The 23566-nt window shown below is 70.8% G+C and carries 20 protein-coding genes and 1 riboswitch; of the genes, 9 read left to right on the top strand and 11 right to left on the bottom strand.

Annotated features, from left to right (window positions below; genetic code table 11):
• Positions 1-32 precede the first annotated feature (32 nt).
• Positions 33-1826: a GMC family oxidoreductase N-terminal domain-containing protein gene (locus tag BN159_RS17780; RefSeq protein ID WP_015658392.1), complete on the top strand. Its 1794-nt coding sequence runs from the start codon at positions 33-35 to the stop codon at positions 1824-1826.
• Positions 1827-1934: 108 nt separating this feature from the next.
• Here BN159_RS17780 and BN159_RS17775 read toward each other — a convergent pair whose 3' ends face one another.
• Both BN159_RS17775 and BN159_RS17770 read right to left on the bottom strand, forming a co-directional pair.
• A complete protein-coding gene (locus tag BN159_RS17775; protein ID WP_015658391.1) occupies positions 1935-2975 on the bottom strand; it encodes an LPXTG cell wall anchor domain-containing protein in 1041 nt (346 codons plus the stop codon).
• 545 nt (positions 2976-3520) lie between these two features.
• Positions 3521-3823 carry a chorismate mutase gene (locus tag BN159_RS17770; RefSeq protein ID WP_015658390.1) on the bottom strand — a complete coding sequence of 101 codons (303 nt, stop codon included), beginning with the start codon at positions 3821-3823 and terminating at the stop codon, positions 3521-3523.
• A gap of 313 nt (positions 3824-4136) precedes the next feature.
• On the opposite strand from BN159_RS17770, the gene guaA reads away from it, so the two are divergent.
• Positions 4137-5711, top strand: a complete 1575-nt coding sequence (gene guaA / locus BN159_RS17765) for a glutamine-hydrolyzing GMP synthase (protein ID WP_015658389.1) — start codon at positions 4137-4139, stop codon at positions 5709-5711.
• Between the two features lie 16 nt (positions 5712-5727).
• On the opposite strand, the gene BN159_RS17760 is transcribed toward guaA, so the two are convergent.
• The gene (locus BN159_RS17760) at positions 5728-6201 is read right to left on the bottom strand and encodes a pyridoxamine 5'-phosphate oxidase family protein (RefSeq protein ID WP_015658388.1); all 474 of its coding nucleotides are present in this window, start codon (positions 6199-6201) and stop codon (positions 5728-5730) included.
• Between the two features lie 43 nt (positions 6202-6244).
• On the bottom strand, positions 6245-6856 hold the full coding sequence (locus BN159_RS17755; RefSeq protein ID WP_015658387.1) for a hypothetical protein: 612 nt from the start codon (positions 6854-6856) through the stop codon (positions 6245-6247).
• A gap of 170 nt (positions 6857-7026) precedes the next feature.
• On the opposite strand from BN159_RS17755, the gene BN159_RS17750 reads away from it, so the two are divergent.
• Positions 7027-7821: a class II aldolase/adducin family protein gene (locus BN159_RS17750; RefSeq protein WP_015658386.1), complete on the top strand. Its 795-nt coding sequence runs from the start codon at positions 7027-7029 to the stop codon at positions 7819-7821.
• 29 nt (positions 7822-7850) lie between these two features.
• On the opposite strand, the gene BN159_RS17745 is transcribed toward BN159_RS17750, so the two are convergent.
• Positions 7851-8738 carry a DUF4429 domain-containing protein gene (locus BN159_RS17745; RefSeq protein WP_015658385.1) on the bottom strand — a complete coding sequence of 296 codons (888 nt, stop codon included), beginning with the start codon at positions 8736-8738 and terminating at the stop codon, positions 7851-7853.
• A gap of 166 nt (positions 8739-8904) precedes the next feature.
• Between BN159_RS17745 and BN159_RS17740 the strand changes: the two genes are divergently transcribed.
• Together BN159_RS17740 and BN159_RS17735 are read left to right on the top strand one after the other, a co-directional pair.
• Complete coding sequence (locus BN159_RS17740) at positions 8905-10188, top strand: hypothetical protein (RefSeq protein ID WP_015658384.1); 1284 nt, start codon at positions 8905-8907, stop codon at positions 10186-10188.
• A 129-nt stretch (positions 10189-10317) separates the two neighbouring features.
• A complete protein-coding gene (locus BN159_RS17735) occupies positions 10318-10851 on the top strand; it encodes a TQO small subunit DoxD (protein ID WP_015658383.1) in 534 nt (177 codons plus the stop codon).
• 49 nt (positions 10852-10900) lie between these two features.
• On the opposite strand, the gene BN159_RS17730 is transcribed toward BN159_RS17735, so the two are convergent.
• Together BN159_RS17730 and BN159_RS17725 are read right to left on the bottom strand one after the other, a co-directional pair.
• Complete coding sequence (locus tag BN159_RS17730; protein WP_015658382.1) at positions 10901-11122, bottom strand: hypothetical protein; 222 nt, start codon at positions 11120-11122, stop codon at positions 10901-10903.
• A complete protein-coding gene (locus BN159_RS17725; protein WP_041819462.1) occupies positions 11109-12557 on the bottom strand; it encodes a PspC domain-containing protein in 1449 nt (482 codons plus the stop codon). The genes BN159_RS17730 and BN159_RS17725 overlap by 14 nt, the downstream gene beginning before the upstream one ends.
• 179 nt (positions 12558-12736) lie before the next feature.
• Between BN159_RS17725 and BN159_RS17720 the strand changes: the two genes are divergently transcribed.
• Positions 12737-14029, top strand: coding sequence for an ATP-binding protein (locus BN159_RS17720; RefSeq protein ID WP_041821442.1), 1293 nt, complete (start codon positions 12737-12739; stop codon positions 14027-14029).
• Positions 14026-14736 (top strand): LuxR C-terminal-related transcriptional regulator, encoded by a 711-nt coding sequence (locus BN159_RS17715; protein WP_015658379.1) that lies wholly within the window; start codon positions 14026-14028, stop codon positions 14734-14736. The genes BN159_RS17720 and BN159_RS17715 overlap by 4 nt, the downstream gene beginning before the upstream one ends.
• Before the next feature lie 33 nt (positions 14737-14769).
• Here BN159_RS17715 and BN159_RS17710 read toward each other — a convergent pair whose 3' ends face one another.
• Positions 14770-15834, bottom strand: coding sequence for a C40 family peptidase (locus tag BN159_RS17710; RefSeq protein ID WP_015658378.1), 1065 nt, complete (start codon positions 15832-15834; stop codon positions 14770-14772).
• Between the two features lie 413 nt (positions 15835-16247).
• On the opposite strand from BN159_RS17710, the gene BN159_RS17705 reads away from it, so the two are divergent.
• Positions 16248-16601: a hypothetical protein gene (locus BN159_RS17705; protein ID WP_015658377.1), complete on the top strand. Its 354-nt coding sequence runs from the start codon at positions 16248-16250 to the stop codon at positions 16599-16601.
• On the opposite strand, the gene BN159_RS17700 is transcribed toward BN159_RS17705, so the two are convergent.
• Positions 16579-17592: a tellurite resistance/C4-dicarboxylate transporter family protein gene (locus tag BN159_RS17700; protein WP_041819461.1), complete on the bottom strand. Its 1014-nt coding sequence runs from the start codon at positions 17590-17592 to the stop codon at positions 16579-16581. The two genes, BN159_RS17705 and BN159_RS17700, sit on opposite strands and share 23 nt — an antisense overlap.
• Before the next feature lie 155 nt (positions 17593-17747).
• Complete coding sequence (locus BN159_RS17695) at positions 17748-18983, bottom strand: C40 family peptidase (protein WP_015658375.1); 1236 nt, start codon at positions 18981-18983, stop codon at positions 17748-17750.
• Positions 18984-18991: 8 nt separating this feature from the next.
• A riboswitch (cyclic di-AMP (ydaO/yuaA leader) is annotated at positions 18992-19145 on the bottom strand.
• A 379-nt stretch (positions 19146-19524) separates the two neighbouring features.
• Between BN159_RS17695 and pcrA the strand changes: the two genes are divergently transcribed.
• Positions 19525-21999 (top strand): DNA helicase PcrA, encoded by a 2475-nt coding sequence (gene pcrA / locus BN159_RS17690; protein ID WP_015658374.1) that lies wholly within the window; start codon positions 19525-19527, stop codon positions 21997-21999.
• Positions 22000-22021: 22 nt separating this feature from the next.
• On the opposite strand, the gene BN159_RS17685 is transcribed toward pcrA, so the two are convergent.
• A complete protein-coding gene (locus BN159_RS17685) occupies positions 22022-23452 on the bottom strand; it encodes a M23 family metallopeptidase (protein ID WP_015658373.1) in 1431 nt (476 codons plus the stop codon).
• Positions 23453-23566: the final 114 nt, after the last annotated feature.

The raw sequence follows: 23566 nt of genomic DNA, 5'->3' as shown, positions 1-23566 counted from the left end.
CCGTAGGCCAAGAGGCTCAAGAGGGAGCGCGCGTGAGCAACGACGCTGACGACAACGACGCCTACGACTACGACGTCCTCGTCGTCGGATCCGGCTTCGGCGGTTCGGTGACCGCACTGCGGCTGACCGAGAAGGGCTACAAGGTAGGCGTCCTGGAAGCGGGCCGCCGCTTCACCCGGGAGTCCCTGCCCAAGAACTCCTGGGACCTGAAGAACTTCCTCTGGGCCCCGAAGCTCGGCATGTTCGGCATCCAGCGCATCCATCTGCTGGGCAACGTCATGGTGCTGGCGGGCGCCGGCGTGGGCGGCGGATCGCTGAACTACGCCAACACCCTCTACGTACCGCCGAAGCCGTTCTTCGACGACCCGCAGTGGCGTGACATCACCGACTGGCAGGAGGAGTTGAAGCCGTACTACGACCAGGCCCAGCGGATGCTCGGCGTGCGGCTCAACCCGACGATGACCCCGTCCGACGTCCATCTGAAGGACGCCGCGCAGAAGATGGGCGTCGGGGACTCCTTCCACATGGCGCCGGTCGGGGTGTTCTTCGGCGACGGCGAGGACGCCGACGGCGCGACGAAGGCGAAGCCCGGCCAGCAGGTGGACGACCCCTATTTCGGTGGCGCGGGCCCGGCCCGCAAGGCCTGCACCGAGTGCGGCGAGTGCATGACGGGCTGCCGCCACGGAGCGAAGAACACCCTCAACGAGAACTACCTCTACCTCGCCGAGAAGGCCGGCGCGGTCGTCCACCCCATGACCACGGTCGTGTCGGTCACCGACGACTCGCGGGGCGGCTACGCCGTCACGACCCTTCCGACGGACCGCAAGAAGAAGGGCGAGAGCCGCGTCTTCAAGGCCCGCCGCGTCGTCCTCGCCGCGGGCACCTACGGCACCCAGACCCTGCTGCACCGCATGAAGGCCAGCGGGCGGCTGCCGTATCTCTCGCCGAAGCTGGGCGAGCTGACCCGCACCAACTCCGAGGCGCTGGTGGGCGCGCAGACCGACGACCGGCGCTACCGCAAGGCGACCGGCGAGAAGAAGGTCGACTTCACGCGTGGCGTCGCCATCACCTCGTCCGTCCACCCGGACACCAACACCCATATCGAGCCTGTCCGTTACGGCAAGGGCTCCAACTCCATGGGCAGCCTGACGATCCTTCAGGTGCCGTACACGGAGGGCGCCTCGCGCCTCGCGGCCTGGCTCGGCAACGCCGCCCGGCATCCGCTGCTGATCATGCGCTCGCTGTCCAACCGCCGCTGGTCGGAGAAGACCATCATCGGCCTGGTGATGCAGTCCCTGGACAACTCCCTGACGACGTACCTGAAGCCGGACGGCGTCGGCAAGGGCATGCTCACCGCCCGCCAGGGCCATGGCTCGCCCAACCCGATGCAGATCAAGGCGGCCACCGAGGGCGCGTCCGCGCTCGCGGAGTCGATCAACGGCTTCCCGGGCTCCAACGTCGGCGAGCTGATGGGTACCCCGCTCACCGCGCACTTCCTCGGCGGCTGCCCGATCGGCGCCTCCCGGGAGTCCGGCGTGATCGACCCGTACCACCGGCTGTACGGCCACCCGGGCATCTCGGTGGTCGACGGTGCCGCGGTCTCCGCGAACCTGGGCGTGAACCCCTCGCTGACCATCACCGCGCAGGCCGAGCGGGCGATGTCGTACTGGCCCAACAAGGGCGAGGAGGACCCGCGTCCGGCGCAGGACCAGCCGTACGAACGACTCCAGGCGGTCGAGCCGAAGCAGCCCGCGGTCCCGGCGGAGGCGTTCGGCGCGCTGCGGCTGCCGTTCCTGGGGATGCCTACGGTGCCCCCGAAGAAGTAGCCCGAACAGAAACACAAAGAGACAGAAACACAAAGAGAAGGACCTGCACCCCCCTCCGAGCGCAGGTCCTTCTCTTTCTCTTGCAGAGAGCTTGTGTCGAGGCGCGCCTTACGCCTCGGCGCCCGCCTTGCGGCGCTTCATCGCGAACACGACGCCCGTACCGGCGAGGATCGCGATACCGCCGATGGTGGCGAGGGCCGGCAGGTTCGAGTCCGAACCGGTCTCGGCGAGCTCACCGTCGACATCGACCTCGTCGACGTCGGTGATCTCGTCCTTGCCACCGGTCTGCGGCTTGGAGTCGTTCGGCTTGCCCGGGTCGGAACCGGCCGGCAGCACCTCGAAGAAGTAGATGCCGTAGTTCTCGTCCTCGGAGGTCCAGCAGCCCTCCTCCGTGGAGTACTCGGCCAGACCGATGGCGATGCCGATCGCGCTCGGGACCTCGCGGCTGACGTTCAGGCGCAGGTCGTAACTGATCGACTGGCCGCCCTCGAGGGTGAACGCGTTGAGCGCGCCGCCCTCGCCGAACTCGGTGGCGAGGTCGACCCAGGAGCCGCCCTTCCTCACCTGCACGGTGATCAGGTCGGTGTAGTCGGACTCCAGCTCCCAGTCCATCGCGGCGACGCCGACGACGGGCAGGATGTCCTCGATCGTCTCGTCGCTGGAGTTGCTGACGTTGAACTTGAAGTTCGTCCAGCCGCTGCCGGCCACCACGGTCTCCGGCAGACCGCTCAGCGAGCTGTGCAGCTCCTCGCTGATGTCCCAGACGGGGTCGCCGTTCTCGTCGACCGGGCACTCGTCCTTGCCCTCGTCCTCCGACTCGTCGTCGGAGGGAGTGCTCGTGGCGGGCGCCGGGGAGCTCTCCGTGGCGGCGGGGCTGCTCTCGGTCGAAGCCGGGCTGCTCTCCGTGGCGGACGGGGAGGACTCCGCCGGGGCCGGGGAAGTGGTCTCCGGGGCCGGGCTGGTCTCGGTCGGTGCCGGGGAGGTCTCGGCGGGGGAGGAGGAGCTCTCCTCCGTGGCCGGAGTGGTCTCCGTCGCGGTCGGGGACGGAGACGTGTCACCCGTGGCGAACGCGGCGGGGGCGGACAGCAGCGCGACCGGCGCCAGGGCGGCCGTCGCGGCGGCGACGGCCAGGGCTCGGCGAAGCTTCATGCAAACCTCGGAAAGTCGATGGTGAGACCTCCGCGATGGGGGCGCGGGTGTGGCCCTTGGTTCGCATGGTTTGATCCGCGAGGCAGGGGAATGGTTGCGTCCGCACTGACACAATTTTTATGTGACCCGGCTCACCAGCGGATTCGTCTTGCTGCTCCGTCCTGCGGCTCCGCATGACGAAGGGCCCCGCGGGACGGAGCCGCGGGGCCCTTCTTGCGTCAGCACCGACGTCAGGGCAGCGCCGGTGCCTGGGAGCGGCGCCGGGGGGTTGCGCCGCTTGCTCGATGTGGTGTGAGTTCCCGTCGGCCGGCCCCGGGCGTCCCCGGAGCCGACCGTTCTCTTGGGTGACCGGGCTGCTGTCCCCTGCCGTCCGGTCACTTGACTGGAGCGAGGTCCCACGACGCACGGCACGATCCGTACGTCTCATCGCTCCAGTGAGCCACGCGTGGTTCTTTCGGGCCCGCCCCTGGCTGACACGGACACCAGCACCAACGAAGGGTCTCTGCTCACGGTCACGCGCCGTACGGGTGAGGGCGGGCTCGAACTCAGATGCGACCCCGGCACAGTTCGAGGAGCGTCATCGCGAGGGAGGTGCCGGGCTTGCCCAGCGCCTGGCGGTAGTGGTCGAGGACCTCCATCTCCCGGGAGAGGTTCACCCGGCGCCCGCCGGAGGAGATGCGGGCCTCCTGGATGACGGCCGAGACGGCCATCCGTTCCTGGATCAGACCGATGATCCGGTCGTCGAGCGAGTCGATGCGTTCCCGGGCGCCGGTGATCACTCCGGCGGCCTCGTCGGTGCGGGCGCCGGTCTTCTCGGCAGCGGTCTTCTCTGCGGCGGTGGCGGTCATCGGGGGCTCCTCGGGGGTGAAGGGGTCCCGGATCGACACGGCCCGGAAACGACAGACGCCCCGGGCCTTGTCGGCCCGGGGCGCCTGGGAAGTCGCTTGTCAGTTGCTCAAGCAGCACGACCATGGCAGCCGGCGGGCCGGTTGCCATAGGTAAAGAGGAAGGTCGGGTGCGTGAGCATGCGGTCAGTATGCCGTGCCCCACCAGGAGCGCCCAACCGGGTTCGCATCCTGAGACGCCTGAGACGTAAGCCGCCGTTGGCCGCCCCGTTAGAATCGGTGACACAGCCCTTTTCAAGCCGCCGGAAGGCAACCCGTGTCACCAGCGACCCCCGCCGCCCCCGACACCGTCCTGGTCGTCGACTTCGGCGCGCAGTACGCCCAGCTCATCGCCCGTCGCGTCCGTGAGGCCCGGGTCTACAGCGAGATCGTGCCGAGCACCATGCCGGTGGCGGAGATGCTCGCCAAGAACCCGGCGGCGATCATCCTCTCCGGCGGCCCCTCGTCGGTCTACGAGGAGGGCGCTCCCCGACTCGACCCCGCGCTCTTCGAGGCCGGAGTCCCCGTCTTCGGCATGTGCTACGGCTTCCAGCTGATGGCGCAGAGCCTCGGCGGCACCGTCGACAACACCGGCGCGCGCGAGTACGGCCGTACCGACCTGCATGTCTCCCGGTCGTCCTCCACCCTCTTCGAGGGCACCCCGGCCGAGCAGCACGTGTGGATGTCGCACGGCGACGCCTGCTCCGCCGCCCCCGAGGGCTTCACCGTCTCGGCCTCCACGGACGTCGTCCCGGTCGCCGCCTTCGAGAACGACGAGAAGAAGCTCTACGGCGTCCAGTACCACCCCGAGGTCATGCACTCCACGCACGGCCAGCAGGTGCTGGAGCACTTCCTGTACCGCGGCGCCGGGCTCACCCCGTCGTGGACCACGGGCAATGTCATCGAGGAGCAGGTCGCCGCGATCCGCGCGCAGGTCGGCGACAAGCGTGCGATCTGCGGTCTGTCCGGCGGCGTCGACTCCGCCGTGGCCGCCGCGCTGGTGCAGAAGGCCATCGGCTCGCAGCTCACCTGCGTGTACGTCGACCACGGTCTGATGCGCAAGAACGAGACCGAGCAGGTCGAGAAGGACTTCGTGGCCGCGACCGGCGCCAACCTGAAGGTCGTCGACGCGCAGGAGCGCTTCCTCGACGCGCTGGCGGGCGTCTCGGACCCGGAGACCAAGCGCAAGATCATCGGCCGCGAGTTCATCCGCGTGTTCGAGCAGGCGCAGCTGGAGATCCTCCAGGAGGAGGGCCCCGAGGTCGCGTTCCTCGTGCAGGGCACCCTCTACCCGGACATCGTCGAGTCCGGTGGCGGCACCGGCACCGCCAACATCAAGTCCCACCACAACGTGGGCGGCCTCCCCGACGACATCGAGTTCGAGCTCGTCGAGCCGCTGCGCCAGCTGTTCAAGGACGAGGTCCGGATGGTCGGCCAGGAGCTGGGCCTGCCCGAGGAGATCGTCCAGCGCCAGCCGTTCCCCGGCCCCGGCCTCGGCATCCGGATCGTCGGCGAGGTCACCAAGGAGCGCCTGGACCTGCTGCGCGAGGCCGACGCCATCGCCCGCGAGGAGCTGACCGCGGCCGGCCTCGACCGCGACATCTGGCAGTGCCCGGTGGTCCTGCTGGCGGACGTCCGCTCGGTCGGCGTACAGGGCGACGGCCGCACCTACGGCCACCCGATCGTGCTGCGCCCGGTCTCCTCCGAGGACGCCATGACGGCCGACTGGTCGCGCCTGCCGTACGACGTCCTGGCGAAGATCTCCACCCGGATCACCAACGAGGTGCGGGACGTCAACCGCGTGGTGCTCGACGTGACGTCGAAGCCGCCGGGCACGATCGAGTGGGAGTAGGCACTCCCTGGCTGCGTCAGGTCCGCTTGATCAGGCGCAGCGGCTCACCGGGCTTCCAGACCTGGAGGACGAGGTACTTGTCGTCCTCCACGTAGGTCCTCACGACCTCCGTCAGCTCGGTGCGGAAGAGGTGGAACGGCTCCGGCGGTTCCACCTCTTCGCCGTATGCGGCCTTCTCTGCCGGGTCCTCGACCTCGATCGCCCGGCCGCTGATGCGGACATCGCCGCCGCCCATGGACTGGCCCTCGCCGGGGTTCGCCTGGAGCGCGAAGCGGGGGTCGCGGCGCAGATCGAGCGCCTTGAGCGAGTCCGGCATCATGCCGAGCCACAGCTCGCCGCCCCGGAAGGTCACCTCGAGACCCGTGGTGCGCGGGGAGCCGTCCTTGCGGAGGGTGGCGAGGACGTGGTGCGTGAAGGCACCGAAGCGCTCCTCGACGAGCTTGGCGAGTGCGGGTTCGGCGGTGGTGAACGCGGCCCAGTTGTTCGTCATACGACGAGTGTGGCGCCGATACCCGACATCTTCTGTCCGCTTATCAGGCGCGGACGTACCGCTCCCGGCCCTGTTCGTCGCGTACCGGTGTGCAGCCTGCCGCGGTCAGGCGCTCGGCCAGCTTGGCGCGGCGGGTCTCGTTCACCCGCAGGGTGATCAGCAGGAACGCCGGGACCAGCGCGGCGAGCGTCAGCAGCACCGCGAACTTGCCGGTCAGCGCGGCCAGCAGCACCAGCACCAGCGGGATGCCCCAGGACATGGTGAGCAGCTGCTTGCGGTTGGCGGCGGCGCCCAGGGCGTCGTACCGGATGAGCGTCGCGATCAGGTCGACGTCCGGCTGGGCCTCGGGGACCGGGGTCAGCGAGCCCTGGTACATACCGGGCACCGGGCCGCCCGCGCCCGCCTGCGGGAACGCGGCCGCGTTGGCCGCCGCGCGCTGCACGGCCCGCGGGTCGGGGTCCCGGACCATGGTGACGTGCACGGTCTTCTCCTTGCCGACATGGCGCACGTCCGCGTACCGGAAGCCGTAGCACTCGGCGATGTAGGCGAGGGCGCCGAGGGTCTCCCACTCGGCGAAGGGGTGGACGAGCTCGACGACGTCCTGGGAGGCGAGCTGCCGCATGAGGGCGGTGACGTGACGGTCGGCGAGACTCACTGGGGCTCCTGGCTTCTGGCTGAAAAATGACGCTGAACCACTGATTCCGCATCCCAGACCCCCGAGTGCCTGAAAGGGTTGCGCGTCATCTTTACAACTCGGCCCTGCCCTTTTGCCCTGACCGACGGTAACTTCCGGGCCGTAAAGCAATCAGTGCAGGAGGCTGCCACATGCTCGGGCCCACGCCGCCGCTTCCGCTGCCCACCGACCGGCTGCGGTTCGCGATGCCGCCGATGCACGACTCGGTCGAGGACGAACGTCGGCACCGCAAGGAACGGCTCGCGGGCGCGCTGCGGATCTTCGGGCGCCTCGGCTTCGAGGACGGGGTCTCGGGGCACATCACCGCGCGCGATCCGGAGTTCAGCGACTGCTTCTGGGTGAACCCCTTCGGGATGCCCTTCAGGCATGTCACCGTCAGCGATCTGGTGCTGGCCAACTCCGACGGACAGGTCGTCGAGGGCCGCTACCACGTCAACCAGGCCGCCTTCGCCGTGCACGCCCAGGTCCACGCCGCCCGCCCCGACGTCGTCGCCGTCGCCCACTGCCACTCCGTGCACGGCCGGGCGCTGGCCGCGCTCGGCGAGCTGCTCGACCCGATCACCCAGGAGAGCTGCGCCTTCTACGAGGACCTCGCCCTGTACGACGCCTACAGCGGCGTCACCGTCGACGCCGAGGAGGGCCGCAGGATCGCGGACGCCCTCGACTCCTGCAAGGCGCTGGTGCTGCGCAACCACGGACTGCTCACCGTGGGCGACTCGGTGGACGCGGCGGCCTGGTGGTTCCTGTCCCTGGAGCGTTCGTGCCAGGTGCAGCTCACCGCGAAGGCGGCGGGCCGCCCGGTCCTCATCGACCACAAGGCGGCGGTCGCGACCCGGGAGCAACTGGGCGGGGACCTGGTGGCCTGGATCAACTACCAGCCGTTGTGGCAGGACATCAGCCGCAGCGAGCCGGATCTGCTGTCATAGCCGTTCTGCTGTCATAGCCGTGCGGTGGCTCAGAAACCTCTGAGCACGGCCGCCTTGGTCATCGCGAACTCCTCGTCCGTGAGCACCCCGTCCTTGTACAGCTCGCCCAGCTCCCGCAGTCTGCGCAGCAGCACGTCGTGATGGTCGGCCGGCGGCGGCACGGCCGCGGCGAGGGGGCGGACGCGCTCGGCGTACTCGACGCCGGTGCGCGTGGAGGGGTGCGGCAGCCGGGCGGTCACCGCCGTCGCGACCAGCGCGGTGAGCAGATCGCGGCGGGCGCTGCCCCACAGATCGAGGGCGTACGGATCCTTCTCCGGCGGAAGCTTGGAGAACGACGTCTCCCGGCTCACGAACCGCAGAAAGCCGTCCTCGTAGCCCGAGTTGGGCAGCCACTCGACCTGGACGACATCGGCGACGTTGATGATCCGCGGCCCGGTCGCGCGCTTGACGCGGTCGGAGGTGTCGGCCCAGTCGATCCGGATCTGGATCCCGTCGAAGGAGACCGTGCCGTCCGAGGAGCGCACCGAGACCGGGACCGGGGGACCGGGCAGCAGGTAGGCCTTGGTGGGCTCGCTCGGGATCTGGTCCAGCAGCAGCGAGCGGCGGATCTCCTCGGCCACGTACTCGGCGACCCCGGCCCGGTCCACGTCCACCGCGAGACGGTACGGATCCGCCGGATCGGGCAGCCGGCCACCCGTCGCCTGGAGCAGCGGATCGGCGCCCTCGCGCAGCCTCATCCGCAGCCGCCCGCGCCTGCGTTCGGGTTCGAAGACGACCCCGGCCACGGCCTCCAGCGGTACGGCGATCTCCCCGTACGTCTGCCGGAACAGCGGCACCGAGCGGTGCAGACCCGGCGTGATCCTGACCGTGGTGCCGTCGAAGGCCCAGGTCCCGTCGCGCTGGATGATCTCGGCCATAGGGAGATTCTCCCAGCCGGGTCAACACGGCGGCCCGCCCGTCACTCCCGGCAGGGCTTCCACGGACCGGACCTGCCGGGCGGGCTCCAGGTGGCGTAGGGCACAATTCGCTGGCGTTGCACTGGAGTTGTGGCGGTACGGAGCGTGAGGAAGGCGGGCGTCGGACGTGGCGGTGCAGGAGGCGAGACAGGGCGCGGACCCGGGCACGGGTGCCCACGCGGGCGGCTGTACCTGCGGGGACTGTCCGCACGGGGCGCGCGCGGGACACCGGCGCGCGGTCGCCGAATTCCTGCTGAAACGGGACGAGTTCGCCGCCGGGCAGGGCTTGCCCGCGGGTGTGGCGCACTCGGCGTCGGCGTCCCGGCAGTGGGTCTCCGAGGAACTCACCCAGTCCGCCGAACTGGTCGCCGAACGCGGCCGCGCCGAGGGCGAGGCATGGCTGACCCGCCTGTGGCACCGCACCGCGTACACGGTGTGGGGACTGGTCGTCCTGCTCCTGCTGGTCCAGGCGTTGACGGCGATCGGCGCGGGCTGGACCAGCGCCCGCACGGCCGGACTGCTCGCGGCGGCGGTGACGGCGGGCGCGCTGACGACGGCATCCTGGTTTCACCGCGCCCGGGGCGGCGCGCTGGCGCCGGTCATCGGTGACGACAACCGGCTGTCCACCTCCCGCGCGGTGGCGGTGGCCTGGGTGCTGTTCCTGGCGTACGCGGTGCTCGTCCTGGTGGGCCGCCTCGCCGCCGCCTCCGACCCCGCCGAACGCGACACGCTGATCTCCGGCTTCGAACTGGCCCGCGGCGCTGGCGTGGTGACCGTACTCGCGGTGGTGTGCGCGGTCGCCGTCCTCGTCCGCCGAGTGGTGGGCCTGCGTGTACTGGGCCAGCGCCTCCAGAAGGTACGGGCCGACCGCCCCCGGGCCTCGGACCTCCTCACGGACGACGCGGGCCGGGGGACCTTCGCGGACATCCAGTACGTCGTGATCGGCGCGGTGGCCCTCCTCTTCGCCGCGGTACGCCTCGCCCGCCGCCCGGACCAGCTCCCCGACCTGCCCTGGGGCCTCGCCGTGGTCGTCCTGATCTCCGCCGCGACCTACCTGGCCGGCAAGTACGCGGAGGGCGGCCGCCCGGTGATCCTCTCCGTGGTCCGCTCCCGCGAGGCGGGCGACCTCGACGGCCCCATCCGCACGGGCGACGACATCGAGATCCGCGGCGCCGGCTTCGTCCCGCCGGGCGCCGGCACCGCCGACCGTCTCTCCCGCATGGTCGTCCGCATCGGCCCGGTCAACGTCCATGTCCCCCTCATCCCGGTCAGGGGCGGCTTCAGCAACCCCACGGACACGCTGCTGACGGTTCCGGTACCGGCCGACGTGGAGCCCGGCAGGGTGGACGTACAGGTGGTCACGGCCGCCGGGGTGGAGACCGGGCGGTACGCGATCGATGTGACCGAGTGACCCCCGTGCCACGGCGGGGCGAAAAACCGTCAACGCGGAGAAAATGGTCGGGTCAGGATTGAGCGGGTCCCAGTCGGTGTACGTATCGTCCCTTGAGGGGCACGTCCCGACGGGCGAGAGGCGGCACCGATGACCCACGGCTTCCGTACGGACGCGCACGACCCCTATCTGGACGGCGGCGGCCGCGACTGGCGCGACCTGGCCACGCACTACGCCCTCCTCCCGCTCCGCGTCTTCCTGGGCGTCACCTTCATCTACGCCTCCCTCGACAAGCTGACCGACAGCTCCTTCCTGAAGGACTCCGGCTCCGGCTCCATCGGCGACATGATGCGAGCCGTCCGCGACTCCGCCGCCATCCCGGACATGGTCGACATGGCCCTGGACAACCCCGTCGCCTTCGGTTACGCCATCGCCTTCGGCGAACTGGCGGTCGGCATCGGCACCCTCCTCGGCCTCCTCGCCCGTCTCGCCGCTCTCGGCGGCGCCCTGATCTCGCTCAGCCTCTGGCTGACGGTGAGCTGGGCGGCGGAGCCCTACTACTACGGCAATGACCTCGCCTACCTCATGGCCTGGCTGCCGCTGGTCCTGGCCGGCGCCCCGTATCTGTCGTTGGACGCGATGCTCCGAACGCGGAAGCGGCGCCGAGCGGGATATGAGGTGTAGGCGCGCCGACCCGGGCCGGTAGTCGCTCTTGGTCGGTAGGCGCCCCCGGTCAGGAGCTGCCCCCCGCGGACCCCGCGCCGCGTCGCCGCCGTATCCCCCGGGACAGCACCGCCGTCGCCCCGGCCAGTCCCAGACCTCCCAACACCACGGGGATCACAACGAACCACGGTGTCTCCCAGGCCCCGCCCGCGTCCCCGGCGTAGATCACGCCCGCGAGGGTGAGGAACGCGCCCGCGACCAGTCGGCCCGGCTGGAACCTATGACGCAGCACGCCGCACCTCCGCCTGTCCCACGCCGACATTGAGGTCGAGCTCGATGGTGCCCGCCGCCTTGGCACCCTTGGCCGGTTTCAACGTGACGTCCTTGTGCTTGTCCGGTGCCACATCCACGTCCTCCTTGTCGTCGCCCGGCAGCTGGATGTCTCCCACGCCCACGTCGATGCCCACCTCCACCGTCACCTCCGGCGGGACGATCACCTTCAGCTGTCCCACGCCCACCTCGGCGCTTGTGGTCACCGTCTTCCCCTTGGCCACGTCCAACCCGCTCAGATCGAGGGTGCCGACGCCGGTGCCGAGGTCGTACCGCGGCTGGACCGCCGCCACCGTGGCGGGCTCCCAGGTCGTGCGTATCCATTGGGTGCCGATGTCCTTGGGCAGTGCCGCAGACGCGGCCAGCAGTCCCGCGGTGACCACCGCGAGGAAGACCGACCCGGCGCCGGTGCGCCCGAGGAACGCGCTGACCGCGATGCCGACGCCGAAGACGATCAGCGCGGCGGCGAGGCCCGTCTGGAGGCTGGTGCCGAGGGGATGGTCGTCCCACGTCAGCCTGGTGCCGAGACCACCTGCGAACAGGGCCAGCAGCAGAATCCAGCCGCCGATCCAGCGGGGGCCGCGCGGCTTCGGCGGCTGGGAGCGGCGGGCGCGCAGGTCCTCCCGGCGGTGCCCGTAGCCGGGGCCGAGGCTGATGTCGACCGCCGCCGCGATGTCGCGGTCGCGGGAGTCGCGGGGGCCCCACAGATAGCCGGTGCCGCCGTCATGCGTGCCGTCCTTGACGATCGGGTCGCGCCACCAGGACGGGTAGGACGTCGGCACCGGGGGCGCCTGGGCCTCCGGCGGGGCGTCGGCGACGGCCTGCGCGGCGAGCGGATCGGGGTCGGCGCCGCCGCGCTGCCGCGACCAGTAGCCGGCGCCCGCGAGCAGCAGGGAGAGTATGACGGCGAAGGACAGCACCCCGCCGTTCGTCATCAGCGTCAGGAAGACCCCGCAGCCGACCAGCGCGAACAGCACCGCCGTCAGCGCCTGGCCGTCCACCCGGCCGGTCAGCAGCTTGCGCACCTCGTTCTCCTCGTCGTCCTCGTACGGGACGAAGAGCCAGGCGAAGCCGTAGAAGATCAGGCCGAGGCCGCCGGTCGCGGAGAGGACCGCGAGGGTGATCCGGAAGATCACCGGATCCATGTCGCACTGCCGTCCGAGCCCCGCGCACACCCCGGCGAGCATCTTGTGCCGCCGGTCCCGCCGGAACCGGCCGGGCGGCTCGACGCCTCCTCCTTCTTCCTGCGCGGGCGTCCGCCCGTGCGCACGCGAGCCGACGCCCGCGCCGGGAGCCGGGTCCGCGGCGGGCGCGGCATCCTGCGGCCCGGCGCCCGCAGTGGGGCGCGGGCCGGAGCCGGGTCCCGGACCCGTCGCGGCGTGCTCGTGATCAGTCATGCGTCCATGGTGACGGCCGAGGCGCCCCGGCGGCAGTGGGAACGACCCTGGCCGGACCCTGATATCGCCCCTGAGCCGACGCCCGGGACCCGTTCGAGACGGCGGCGGCCCGAAGATCGGGGGAGTCTCGGGGGCGAACCCTGATGCTCCGCTGCGCCGCTCGTGTGACCATCGGTGGCATGTCGGAAGCCGCAGCACCGCCCCTCGCCGAACCGCGGCCGCCGCGCAAGCTCTACCGCAGCAGCGACGGACGTTGGCTCGGTGGCGTGGCGCGGGGGCTCGCCGGACATCTCGGGCTGCCCGTGATCTGGGTGCGGCTGGTCTTCGTCGGACTGTTCATGGCGGACGGCCTCGGCGCGCTGCTGTATGCCGCGTTCTGGTTCTTCGTGCCGCTCGGCGTCGGCGGCGTCGCCGGGCAGAAGCCGCCCTCCTTCGTCACCACCGAGACCTCGACGGACGGCCGCCGCAGACTCATCGCCCGCAAGCCGGACCGGGGCCAGATCGTCGCCCTGCTCCTCATGGTCGTCGTGGCCATGGTCTTCGTGGGCAGCGTCGACCTCGGCAGCGGCGCCCAGGCCTATCTCTGGCCGGTCGTGCTGGTCGCCGCGGGTGTCGCCCTGGTCTGGCGGCAGGCGGACAACGCCCGCCGGGCCCGCTGGATGGAGGTCGGCCGCCGTCGGCGCACACTGAGCCTGCTGCGCGCGGCCGGCGGTGTGCTGCTGGTGACCGCGGGCGTCACCGGCATCTTCGTGCTCCAGGGTTCCGCCGCCCACCTCGGCTCCGTCCTCCAGGCGGCCCTCGCGGTCCTCGTCGGGATAACGCTCCTCGCGGGGCCGTATCTCGTCCGGATGACCCAGGACCTCTCCGAGGAGCGCCTGATGCGCATCCGCGCCCAGGAGCGCGCCGAGGTCGCCGCCCATGTCCACGACTCGGTGCTGCACACCCTGACGCTGATCCAGCGCAACGCGGAGAACGCCGGCGAGGTGCGCCGCCTCGCCCGCGCCCAGGAGCGCGACCTGCGCACCTGGCTGTACAAGCCGGAGGGCACCGGCAAGGAGGAGGCCGACGAACCCACCACCCTCGCCGACGCGGTCCGGCGCAACGCCGCCGAGGTGGAGGACAAGCACGGCGTCCCCATCGAGGTCGTCGTGGTCGGCGACTGCCCGCTCGACGAGAGGATCGCCGCACAGATGCAGGCCGCGCGCGAGGCGATGGTGAACGCCGCCAAGTACGGTGGCGAGGGCGGCGCCGTGCAGGTCTACGCCGAGGTCGAGGGGAGGACGGTCTTCGTGTCCGTCCGGGACCGCGGCCCCGGCTTCGATCTCGACTCGATACCCGCCGACCGCATGGGCGTCAGAGAATCGATCATCGGCCGCATGGAACGCAACGGCGGTACGGCGCGGCTGCGCCCCGTCCCCGACGGCGGCACGGAGGTCGAACTGGAGATGGAGAGGGCGGAGAAGACGTCATGAGCGACGAGGCGAACGGTACGACGGAGGTCCCCGGCGGCGCAGGTGAGCGCCGGGTGCGCGTGGTTCTCGTCGACGACCACCGGATGTTCCGTACCGGGGTCCAGGCCGAGATCGGCCAGACCGAGCAGACCGGAGTCGAGGTCGTCGGCGAGGCCGCGGACGTCGACCAGGCGGTATCGGTCATCACCGCGACCCGGCCCGAGGTGGTCCTGCTCGATGTGCACCTGCCGGGCGGCGGCGGGGTGGAAGTGCTGCGCCGCTGCGCCCCGTTGATGGCCGATGCCGAGCAGCCCGTGCGCTTTCTCGCGCTGTCCGTGTCCGACGCGGCGGAGGATGTGATCGGGGTGATCCGGGGCGGTGCCCGGGGCTATGTGACGAAGACGATCACCGGTACCGACCTGGTCGCCTCCGTCTTCCGGGTCCAGGAGGGCGACGCGGTCTTCTCGCCCCGCCTGGCCGGCTTCGTCCTGGACGCCTTCGCCTCCACCGACGCCCCTCCGGTCGACGAGGACCTGGACCGGCTCACCCAGCGCGAGCGCGAGGTGCTGCGGCTGATCGCCCGTGGCTACGCCTACAAGGAGATCGCCAAGCAACTGTTCATCTCCGTGAAGACGGTCGAGTCGCATGTGTCGGCGGTGCTGAGGAAGCTTCAGCTGTCGAACCGGCATGAGCTGACGCGCTGGGCGACGGCACGGCGGCTGGTCTGAGGCCCACACCGGCGGGGCACACCCCAGCCGGGCTCACACCACCCGGGTCGCTCCGGCGAACGGCATCTCGGTGATCGGTGCGATCCGCACCGGAGCCGATGGGTTCGGGGCGTGGATCATCTGCCCGTTGCCGATGTAGAGGCCGACATGGCTGATCCCGGAGTAGAAGAACACCAGGTCGCCGGGGCGGAGTTCGGAGCGGGAGACCCGCTGCCCGGCGCCGATCTGGGCGTACGTCGTGCGGGGCAGGGAGACGCCCGCGGCGCGATAGGCGGCCTGGGTCAGGCCGGAGCAGTCGAAGGCGTCCGGTCCGGTCGCGCCCCACACGTACGGGCTGCCGAGCTTCTGGTAGGCGTAGGCCACGGCGTCCGCCGCGCGGGAGTTGGGGGCCGTCGTGGTCGTGGACCCCGGGGCGGCGAGCCCTTCGCGCGCGCCCGAGGCGGAACGGGTCGCGCGGTCCTCCGTACCCCCGACCACCCTCGCCCGCTCCTCGGTCGTCAGCCGGGACAGCAGCCGATTGGCCTCGTCCAGCTTCCCGGTGATCGTCTGCTTGTGCCGCTTCAGCTCCGCTTGGCGCGACTTGAGCGAGGCCAGCTCGATCTGTGCGGCCCCGCGCAGTTTCCCGATCTCTCGCAGCTGTTTGCGGACGTCCGCCACGGACGCCGCCTGCCGCGTGCCGACGCGCTCGACGAACTCGGCGCCGTCCAGGTACCGCTCGGGATCGTCGGAGAGCGCGAGCTGTACGGAGGGGTCGAGGCCGCCCTCGCGGTAGTGTGCGGCGGCCAGCGAACCGAGCGCGTCGCGAGCCGAGTTGAGCCTGTCCGTCTTGCGTGCGGCCTCGTCCCGCAGGTTCCTCAGCCGGGCCTCGGCCGCGTCCGCCTTCTCCTTGGCGCCGTTGTACTTGTCGGTGGCGGCCTCCGCCTCCTGGTACAGCCGGTCCACCTTTGCCTTGACCTGAGCCGATGTCAGTTCGGGTTCGGCGTGTCCGGTCCCGTCGAAGCCTGTCGCGGTGGCCGCGCCGGCGAGGGCGACCGTGGCGGCCGTACGGACGGTGGTGCCGCCGGCCGAGCGTTTTCGGGGCTTGCGATGTGCTGCCACGTGGACTGCACGTCCTTTCGCACGACTCCTACGGCCGCCTGGTGACGCGTCCGGCGGCGGCCCGCACAGGGGGAGCAGGCCGCCGCCGGACCTTCTCGGCGGTGGTGTCCGACTGCCGCCCCTGGCCCGGGCGGCGGTGGGGAGCCGGTCACCTGGTGGAGGACGCTAGGCCTGTGTGTGTCGGCTTGGTAACGCGTTGTGCGGAACTGCCATGAGGGGATCGCCGGGTGACCGTATGTGACCGTGATCCGCGAACGGAGCGGTCGCCTTCACGCTGAGCGATGACCGAAGTGATGGTTCCGGGGCGGCTGGGGATGGCGGGGTGCTATGGGGCGCATATATGCAAGCGCCATGGAGCGGGGAAGCCGGGGCGGTGTCGGGCACCTCGGAGGCCTCTGATTAGGCTCCGGCCCATGGACGTACTCATCCATCTCTTCGTCGGCCTGCACATCATCGGCATCGCCTCGCTCCTGGGCGGCTTCCTCACCCAGATGAAGGCGATGGGCCAGGGCACCGCCCGGTTCGTGCCGGCGATGCTGCACGGTGCGCTGACGATGCTGGTGACCGGCGTGATCCTGGTCGGGCTCAACCAGGCCGACGATCAGACCGTGAACAACGTCAAGATCGGCGTGAAGCTGGCGCTGCTGATCGTGATCCTCGGCCTGGTCTATGTGAAGCGGGACGACGAGAAGGTCGACAAGGGCCTGTTCGGGCTGGTCGGGCTGCTCACCACGGCGAACGTCTTCATCGCCGTGCTGTGGACGTGAACTCGGCCTCCTCGGCCGTGGCGGAGGCGACGTAGGCCCGCTCCTCCCGGACCGCCCCCACGGCGACGGCCAGCCAGGCCGCGACCGCGATCCACAGCAGAACCTCGCCGGGGGTCTCCAGCCAGGACACCTCGAGGGCGGCGGCGACCGACAGGGTCGCCGCCGCCGTCATGCCCAGCGGGAACACGGTCGCCCAGCGGCGCACGTCGTAGCGGAACCGCGGCCGGATCACCTCGCCGACGGCCAGCACGGCGTACCAGGTGAGGTCGAACACCAGCAGGAACACGGTGACCGTGCGCAGGACGTCGTCCCCGTCGTCGTTCCACAGATACAGCCCGGGGCCGTCCGCGGCGATCAGCTTGGACCCGGCGAGCGCCGAGATGGCCATCGCGCCGCCCGCGACCCAGTGGTCCCCGGCGCCCTCCAGCACCTGGCGCGGATCGAAGTGGAGCAGGGCGAGGGCATAGAGGACGAGCCCCAGCCAGAACAGCACGAGTGCCGCGTGTGCGAGCCAGGCCGTGGACTCCGCCGCGGCGAGGGTGGCGCCGAGGACCGCGAGGCCCTGCGTGGCCACACAGCCGAGGAACACCGCGCCGGGCATACGGCGGTGCCAGTGGCGGACGACGACGTGGAGCAGGCCCGGCCACAGCACCGCGGCCAGCGCCAGCAGGGCCCCGGCCAGGGTCTGCCAGCCGAGCGCGGAGAAGCGGGTGCCGAGCACGGTCGTCGCAGCCACGGCGGTGAGCGCGGCGGGGGTGCCGGCCTCCTGCCGCCAGCGCGCGGGCTGCCGCAGCAGCCGTAGGACGAAGTCCGTGGCGAGGCCCAGCCAGGCGACGCAGGCCACGGCCAGGGCGATCCGGGAGAGGACCTCGTAGCCGGTCAGGTGCAGGCCGACCGACACGATGCCGGTCGCCATCACCGCCGCACCGGCCGCCGGAGGACGCAGCGCCCACCAGGCGCGAAGTGAGCGAGGGGCAGAGGTGCCGGGCATGCGCCGATGCTAAGGAGCCGTGCACCCGTTCCTGACGGGCCACGCGCGCGGGGCGCCCGAAATACGCGCGGGCGCAGGCAGCGCGCACGCCCGTCGGAGACGCACTTACGCGCGCGTGGGTGTCGAAGGTGCCCACGCGCGCGTGGCGCGTCGGTTCAGGCGGGGCGTACGACGCTGTGGATCGAGCCCTCGCCGTCGTAGTAGATCGACTCCTCGCGGACGTACGCGCCGGGCTTCGGGGCGTGGATCATCATGCCGTTGCCGATGTAGATGCCCACGTGACTGACGTCGTCGTAGAAGAAGACCAGGTCGCCGGGCTGGGCGTTGGCGAGGGAGACCGTGGTGCCCGCGTTCACCTGGTCCCAGGTGGTGCGCGGCAGGGAGATGCCGGCGGCGTTCCAGGCACCCTGGGTGAGGCCCGAGCAGTCGTAGGAGTCCGGTCCGGTCGCGCCCCAGACGTACGGCTTGCCGATCTGCGCGCGGGCGAAGGCGAGCGCCTTCTCGGCCTTCGCGGCGTACGTGGAGTCCGCCGGGGCCTCGGTCTCGCTGGTGCCGGTGGAGGACGAACCGGTGGAGGACGAGTCGGAGGTGGACGAGTCCGTGGAGGACGAGCCGCTCTCCTGCTGCTGCTCGGCCTCTGCCGCCGCCGCGGCCTCCGCCGCCTCCTTGCGGCGCTGTTCCTCCGCCGCCTGCTTCTCCGCCAGCTCGGCCGCCTTCTGCGCGGCCTCCTCCTGACGCTTGCGCTCGATCTCCGCGAGCCGCGCCTTCTCCTCCGCGGTCAGCTCGGAGAGCAGATCCCGCGCGTCGGCGAGCTTCTTCTGGACCGTCGCCTTGGCGGTCTTCAGCTCGCCCTGCGACTCGTTCAGCGTCTGGAGGCTCTCGGTGGCCTCCTCGCGCTTCTTCATCGTCGCGGACTGCTGTGTGATGTAGTCGTCGACCGCTTCCTTCTGACGGCCGGTCATCCGGTTCATCAGCTGGGACTGGTCGAAGTAGTCCTGCGGGGAGTCGGCCAGCAGGAAGGTCGCGGTGTCGGGGGCCGAGGCTCCGGTGCGGTACTGCGCGGCCGCGAAGGAGCCCAGCTCCTCCCGCGCGTCGTTCAGCTTCTGGGTGCGCTTGGCGACGTCGTCCAGCAGCGTGTCGACCTGCTTGCGCTGCTTGGTCGTCTTCTCCTTGGCCGCGTTGTACTTCTCGGTCGCCGTCTCCGCCTGGTGGTAGAGGTCGTTGACCTTCTTCTCCACCTCTTCGAGGCTCGGCTTGTCGTCCGTGGCCGGAGCGGCGTTGGCCGTCTGGGACAGCAGGGCCACGGAGGTGAGCGCGGCCGTGGCCAGGGCGGGGGTCCGTATACCTGCTACGCGCGGCCCTGCGGGACGCGACTTGCGGTGCGACGCCAAGGGAGGCGACTCCTTCCATGCTCCGCCTACCGAGTTAGCTGTCGGGTTCGGGCGGGTGGTTCGGAAGGTTTGCCCTACGGCCGTCTCCCGTCAGGGAGTTGGGCCGATTCACCCCAAGGTCGGTTGGGTCCCCGGCTCCGCTGCCGTCGGCGGGCAGTGGACTCGGCGGAGGCCGCGCGGCCCGGCGACGTTCGCCGGTGGGGGTCGTACGGCCTGCCCGGCACGGTAGCCAACTCGTGGGGCCCGTGTGAAGGTTGATGGGTGATATGCCCGATACATTTTCGTGACCTTGAGTCAGGGTGTCGCGGGGAGGGGGTGAAGCGGATGAGTGTGTACCGGTTCGCGAATCTTTCCTCCGGGGTGGTGTCATCAGCCCGTTTTCATGGCATTGGCGTCGGTGTCGCGGCCCTGCCCCGGCCGCGTGATCGCGAGCGGGCCGGAAAGGCTCGGCAAGACCCAGGAAGATCATCGGCATCCGAAAGTGCCCGATGTTCCGGGGGCGGCGGCGACTGTCAGTGGGGCCCCCTAGACTCGGAGAGCGATGAGCAGCCTCTTTGACGACAGCTTCCTGGCGGACCTCCAGGCCCCTCGGGCCCACGAGGAAGAGCCGCCGCCGCCCGAGGACGAACACGCTCCGGAGTCGGTTCCGGACGATCTGTTCGGTGGGAAGTTCGACGTGCCGCCGGACCGGGACGCCTACTACCGCGACGGCGCCCCGCGCCCGGCGCTCGACGCCGCCGCGCTCATCGAGGGGCTCAACGAGAACCAGCGCGCGGCCGTCGTCCACTCCGGCACCCCGCTGCTCATCGTGGCCGGCGCCGGCTCCGGCAAGACCCGCGTGCTCACGCACCGCATCGCCCATCTGCTCGCCGAGCGGAATGTGCACCCCGGCCAGATCCTCGCGATCACCTTCACCAACAAGGCCGCGGGTGAGATGAAGGAGCGCGTCGAGCAGCTCGTCGGCCCGCGCGCGAACGCGATGTGGGTGATGACCTTCCACAGCGCGTGCGTCCGCATCCTGCGCCGGGAGAGCAAGAAGCTCGGGTTCACCTCGTCGTTCTCGATCTACGACGCCGCCGACTCCAAGCGGTTGATGGCCCTGGTCTGCCGGGACCTCGACCTCGACCCCAAGAAGTTCCCGCCCAAGTCCTTCAGCGCCAAGATCAGCAACCTCAAGAACGAGCTGATCGACGAGGAGGACTTCGCCGCCCAGGCCGCCGACGGCTTCGAGAAGACCCTCGCCCAGGCGTACGCGCTCTACCAGTCGCGGCTGCGCGAGGCCAACGCCCTCGACTTCGACGACCTGATCATGACGACGGTCAACCTGCTGCGCGCCTTCCCGGACGTCGCCGAGCACTACCGCCGCCGCTTCCGCCACGTCCTCGTCGACGAGTACCAGGACACCAACCACGCCCAGTACGCGCTCGTGCGCGAGCTGGTGGGCACCTCCGAGCACCCCGTCGACGTACCGCCCGAGGCGGAGCTCCCGCCCGCCGAGCTGTGCGTCGTGGGCGACGCCGACCAGTCGATCTACGCCTTCCGCGGCGCGACCATCCGCAACATCCTCCAGTTCGAGGAGGACTACCCGGACGCGACGACGATCCTGCTGGAACAGAACTACCGCTCCACGCAGACCATCCTGACCGCCGCCAACGCGGTCATCGAGCGCAACGAGTCCCGCCGCCCCAAGAACCTGTGGACCAACGCGGGCGCGGGCGCGCGCATCACCGGCTACGTCGCCGACACCGAGCACGACGAGGCCCAGTTCGTCGCCGACGAGATAGACCGCCTCACGGACGCGGGCGACGCGAAGGCCGGCGACGTCGCCGTCTTCTACCGCACCAACGCCCAGTCCCGCGTCTTCGAAGAGATCTTCATCCGCGTGGGCCTGCCCTACAAGGTCGTCGGCGGCGTCCGCTTCTACGAGCGCAAGGAGGTCCGGGACGTCCTGGCCTACCTGCGAGTGCTGGCCAACCCGGAGGACTCGGTCCCGCTGCGGCGGATCCTGAACGTCCCCAAGCGCGGCATCGGCGAGCGCGCCGAGGCCATGATCGACGCGCTCTCCCAGCGGGAGAAGATCAGCTTCCCGCAAGCCCTCAAGCGCGTGGACGAGGCGTACGGCATGGCCGCGCGCTCCACCAACGCCGTCAAGCGGTTCAACACGCTGATGGAGGAGCTGCGCACGATCGTGGAGTCCGGCGCCGGACCCGCGACCGTCCTCGAAGCCGTCCTCGAACGCACCGGCTACCTCGCCGAGTTGCAGGCCTCCACCGACCCGCAGGACGAGACCCGGATCGAGAACCTCCAGGAACTCGCCGCCGTGGCCCTGGAGTTCGAGCAGGAGTCCGAGGAGACCCCGGGCGGGCTCGCCGACTTCCTGGAGCGGGTCGCGCTCGTCGCCGACTCCGACCAGATCCCCGACGAGGACGAGGACGGCTCCGGAGTCATCACCCTGATGACCCTGCACACCGCCAAGGGCCTGGAGTTCCCGGTCGTCTTCCTCACCGGCATGGAGGACGGCGTCTTCCCGCACATGCGCGCCCTCGGCCAGACCAAGGAACTGGAGGAGGAGCGGCGCCTCGCCTACGTCGGCATCACCCGCGCGCGGGAACGCCTGTATCTGACGCGCTCGTCGATGCGCAGCGCGTGGGGGCAGCCGTCGTACAACCCGCCCTCCCGCTTCCTGGAGGAGATCCCGGCGCAGCACGTGGACTGGAAGCGCACGGGTGCCACCTCGCCGGTGTCCTCCGGGCCCGCTTCGGGCGTGGCGGCCTCGCTGTCCTCGTCCCGCTCCCGCTCGGCGGCCTCCGGCGCCTCCGGCTTCGCCACCCGCCGCACCTCCGAGCAGCCGGTCGTCGCGCTGGCGGTGGGCGACCGGGTGACGCACGACCAGTTCGGGCTCGGCACCGTGATGGCGGTCAAGGGCACCGGCGCCAACGCCGAGGCGACGATCGACTTCGGTGACACCAAGCCCAAGCGGCTGCTGCTGCGCTACGCGCCGGTGGAGAAGCTGTAGTTCCGCGAGCCGGGGGCTGGGCCTACGAGGGTTCCAGCCCGTGGCTGCGCAGCCACGCGAGCGGGTCGATGGCCGAGCCGCCGCCCGGACGGACCTCGAAGTGCAGGTGCGGACCGGTGGAGTTGCCGGAGTTGCCGGAGTACGCGATCGGGTCGCCGGCCTTCACCGTCGTACCGGAGGCGACCTGGTACGTGGAGAGGTGGCAGTACCACGTCTCCGTGCCGTCCATCGCGGTCACGATCATCATGTTGCCGTAGGCGCTGTTCCACTGGGTGCGCACGGTGCCGTCGGTCGCGGCCATCACCGTGGTGCCGTAGGACACCGGGAAGTCGATGCCGCTGTGCACCGACATCCAGTTGATGCCGGCCTGGCCGTAGTAGGCGCTGAGCCCGTGCTGGGCGACCGGCAGGGCGAACTTGGGGCGCAGCCGCTCCTTGCGGGCCGCTTCCTCGGCCGCCTTCTTCCGCTCGGCCTCCTGCTCGGCCTTGAGGTCGATGCGCTCCTGCGTCCGGCTGGCCCGGTCGGCGAAGTCGTCGGCGCCCGCGGAGAGGCTCTCGAGCTGCGTGTCCAGCTTGTTGTTGGCGGCCGACGGCTTGACGGCCTGCGCGTCCGAGGCGGTCGTCGCGGTGTCCTTCTCGTCCGTCGTCAGGGTGCCGACGGAGGCGGCGGCGATCCCGGCCACGCCCATCACGCAGGCCGACGGCACGGCGACGGTCAGCAGCGCGGAGCGCTTGGCGGGGGGACGGCGGCGGGAGCGGGCCGCGCGGGCGGCGGTGCGGGAGCCGGGGACGGGGCCGAGCTCCTCCTGGTCGTCGAGGAGGGGAGTGACGGCGGGCAGCTCACCGGTGGCGGTCAACTCGCCCTCACCGGAGGTGGTTTCGTCGTACGGCAGGTCCTCCGCGATGACCTGGTCGAACGATTCGGCCCGGTGCTCGTAGTCGTCCGCCCCGGCCGTGGCGCCGTCGGAGTTCCACTGCGTGGCGTCGTAGGCGCCGGTGTCGAAGGTCTGCGCGCCCCATTCCCAGTGCTGGGTCTGGTCGGCAACGTGCTCGGGCTGGTTCCAGGCGCTCGCGTCCCAGTGGCCGCTCGCCTCGGGGCCGGTGGACTGCGGCGGTACGCAGGACAGTTGCTGATACTCGGCCGCCCAGGCCGTCGTCTCGTAGGCGCCGGTGTCGTAGGCGGCGTGATGCTGGGCCGCGTACGCGTCGTAGTTCAGGGTCTGCTGGCCGCCGCTGGTCCAATGCGTCGAGTCGTACGCGCCGGTGCCGCCGTCGCCCGGCAGCGTGCCGAACAGCGGGTCGGCGTCGAAGGTTCCGGTGGTCTGCGTGGTCTGCTGAAAACCGGTGGCGTCGTACGTCGCGTACGTGGTGAAGTCGCCGTACTGGGCTTCCTGCGAGCCGTACGACGCGTAGTGCGCCGAGGCGGCATCGGAAGCCGGAGCCGGGGTGGTCATGGTCCCCGACGGGTGACGGTCGTTCACCGACTTCTCTTTCGCCTCGACAACAGGGGCTGCCAGAGCAGTGCGGCGACTGTACCCGGCGGTACGCGGGCACGACAATCTTCGGCA

Origin of the sequence: Streptomyces davaonensis JCM 4913 (assembly GCF_000349325.1) — a bacterium.
Lineage (GTDB): Bacteria > Actinomycetota > Actinomycetes > Streptomycetales > Streptomycetaceae > Streptomyces > Streptomyces davaonensis.
This window is presented reverse-complemented; position numbering and strand designations above follow the sequence as displayed.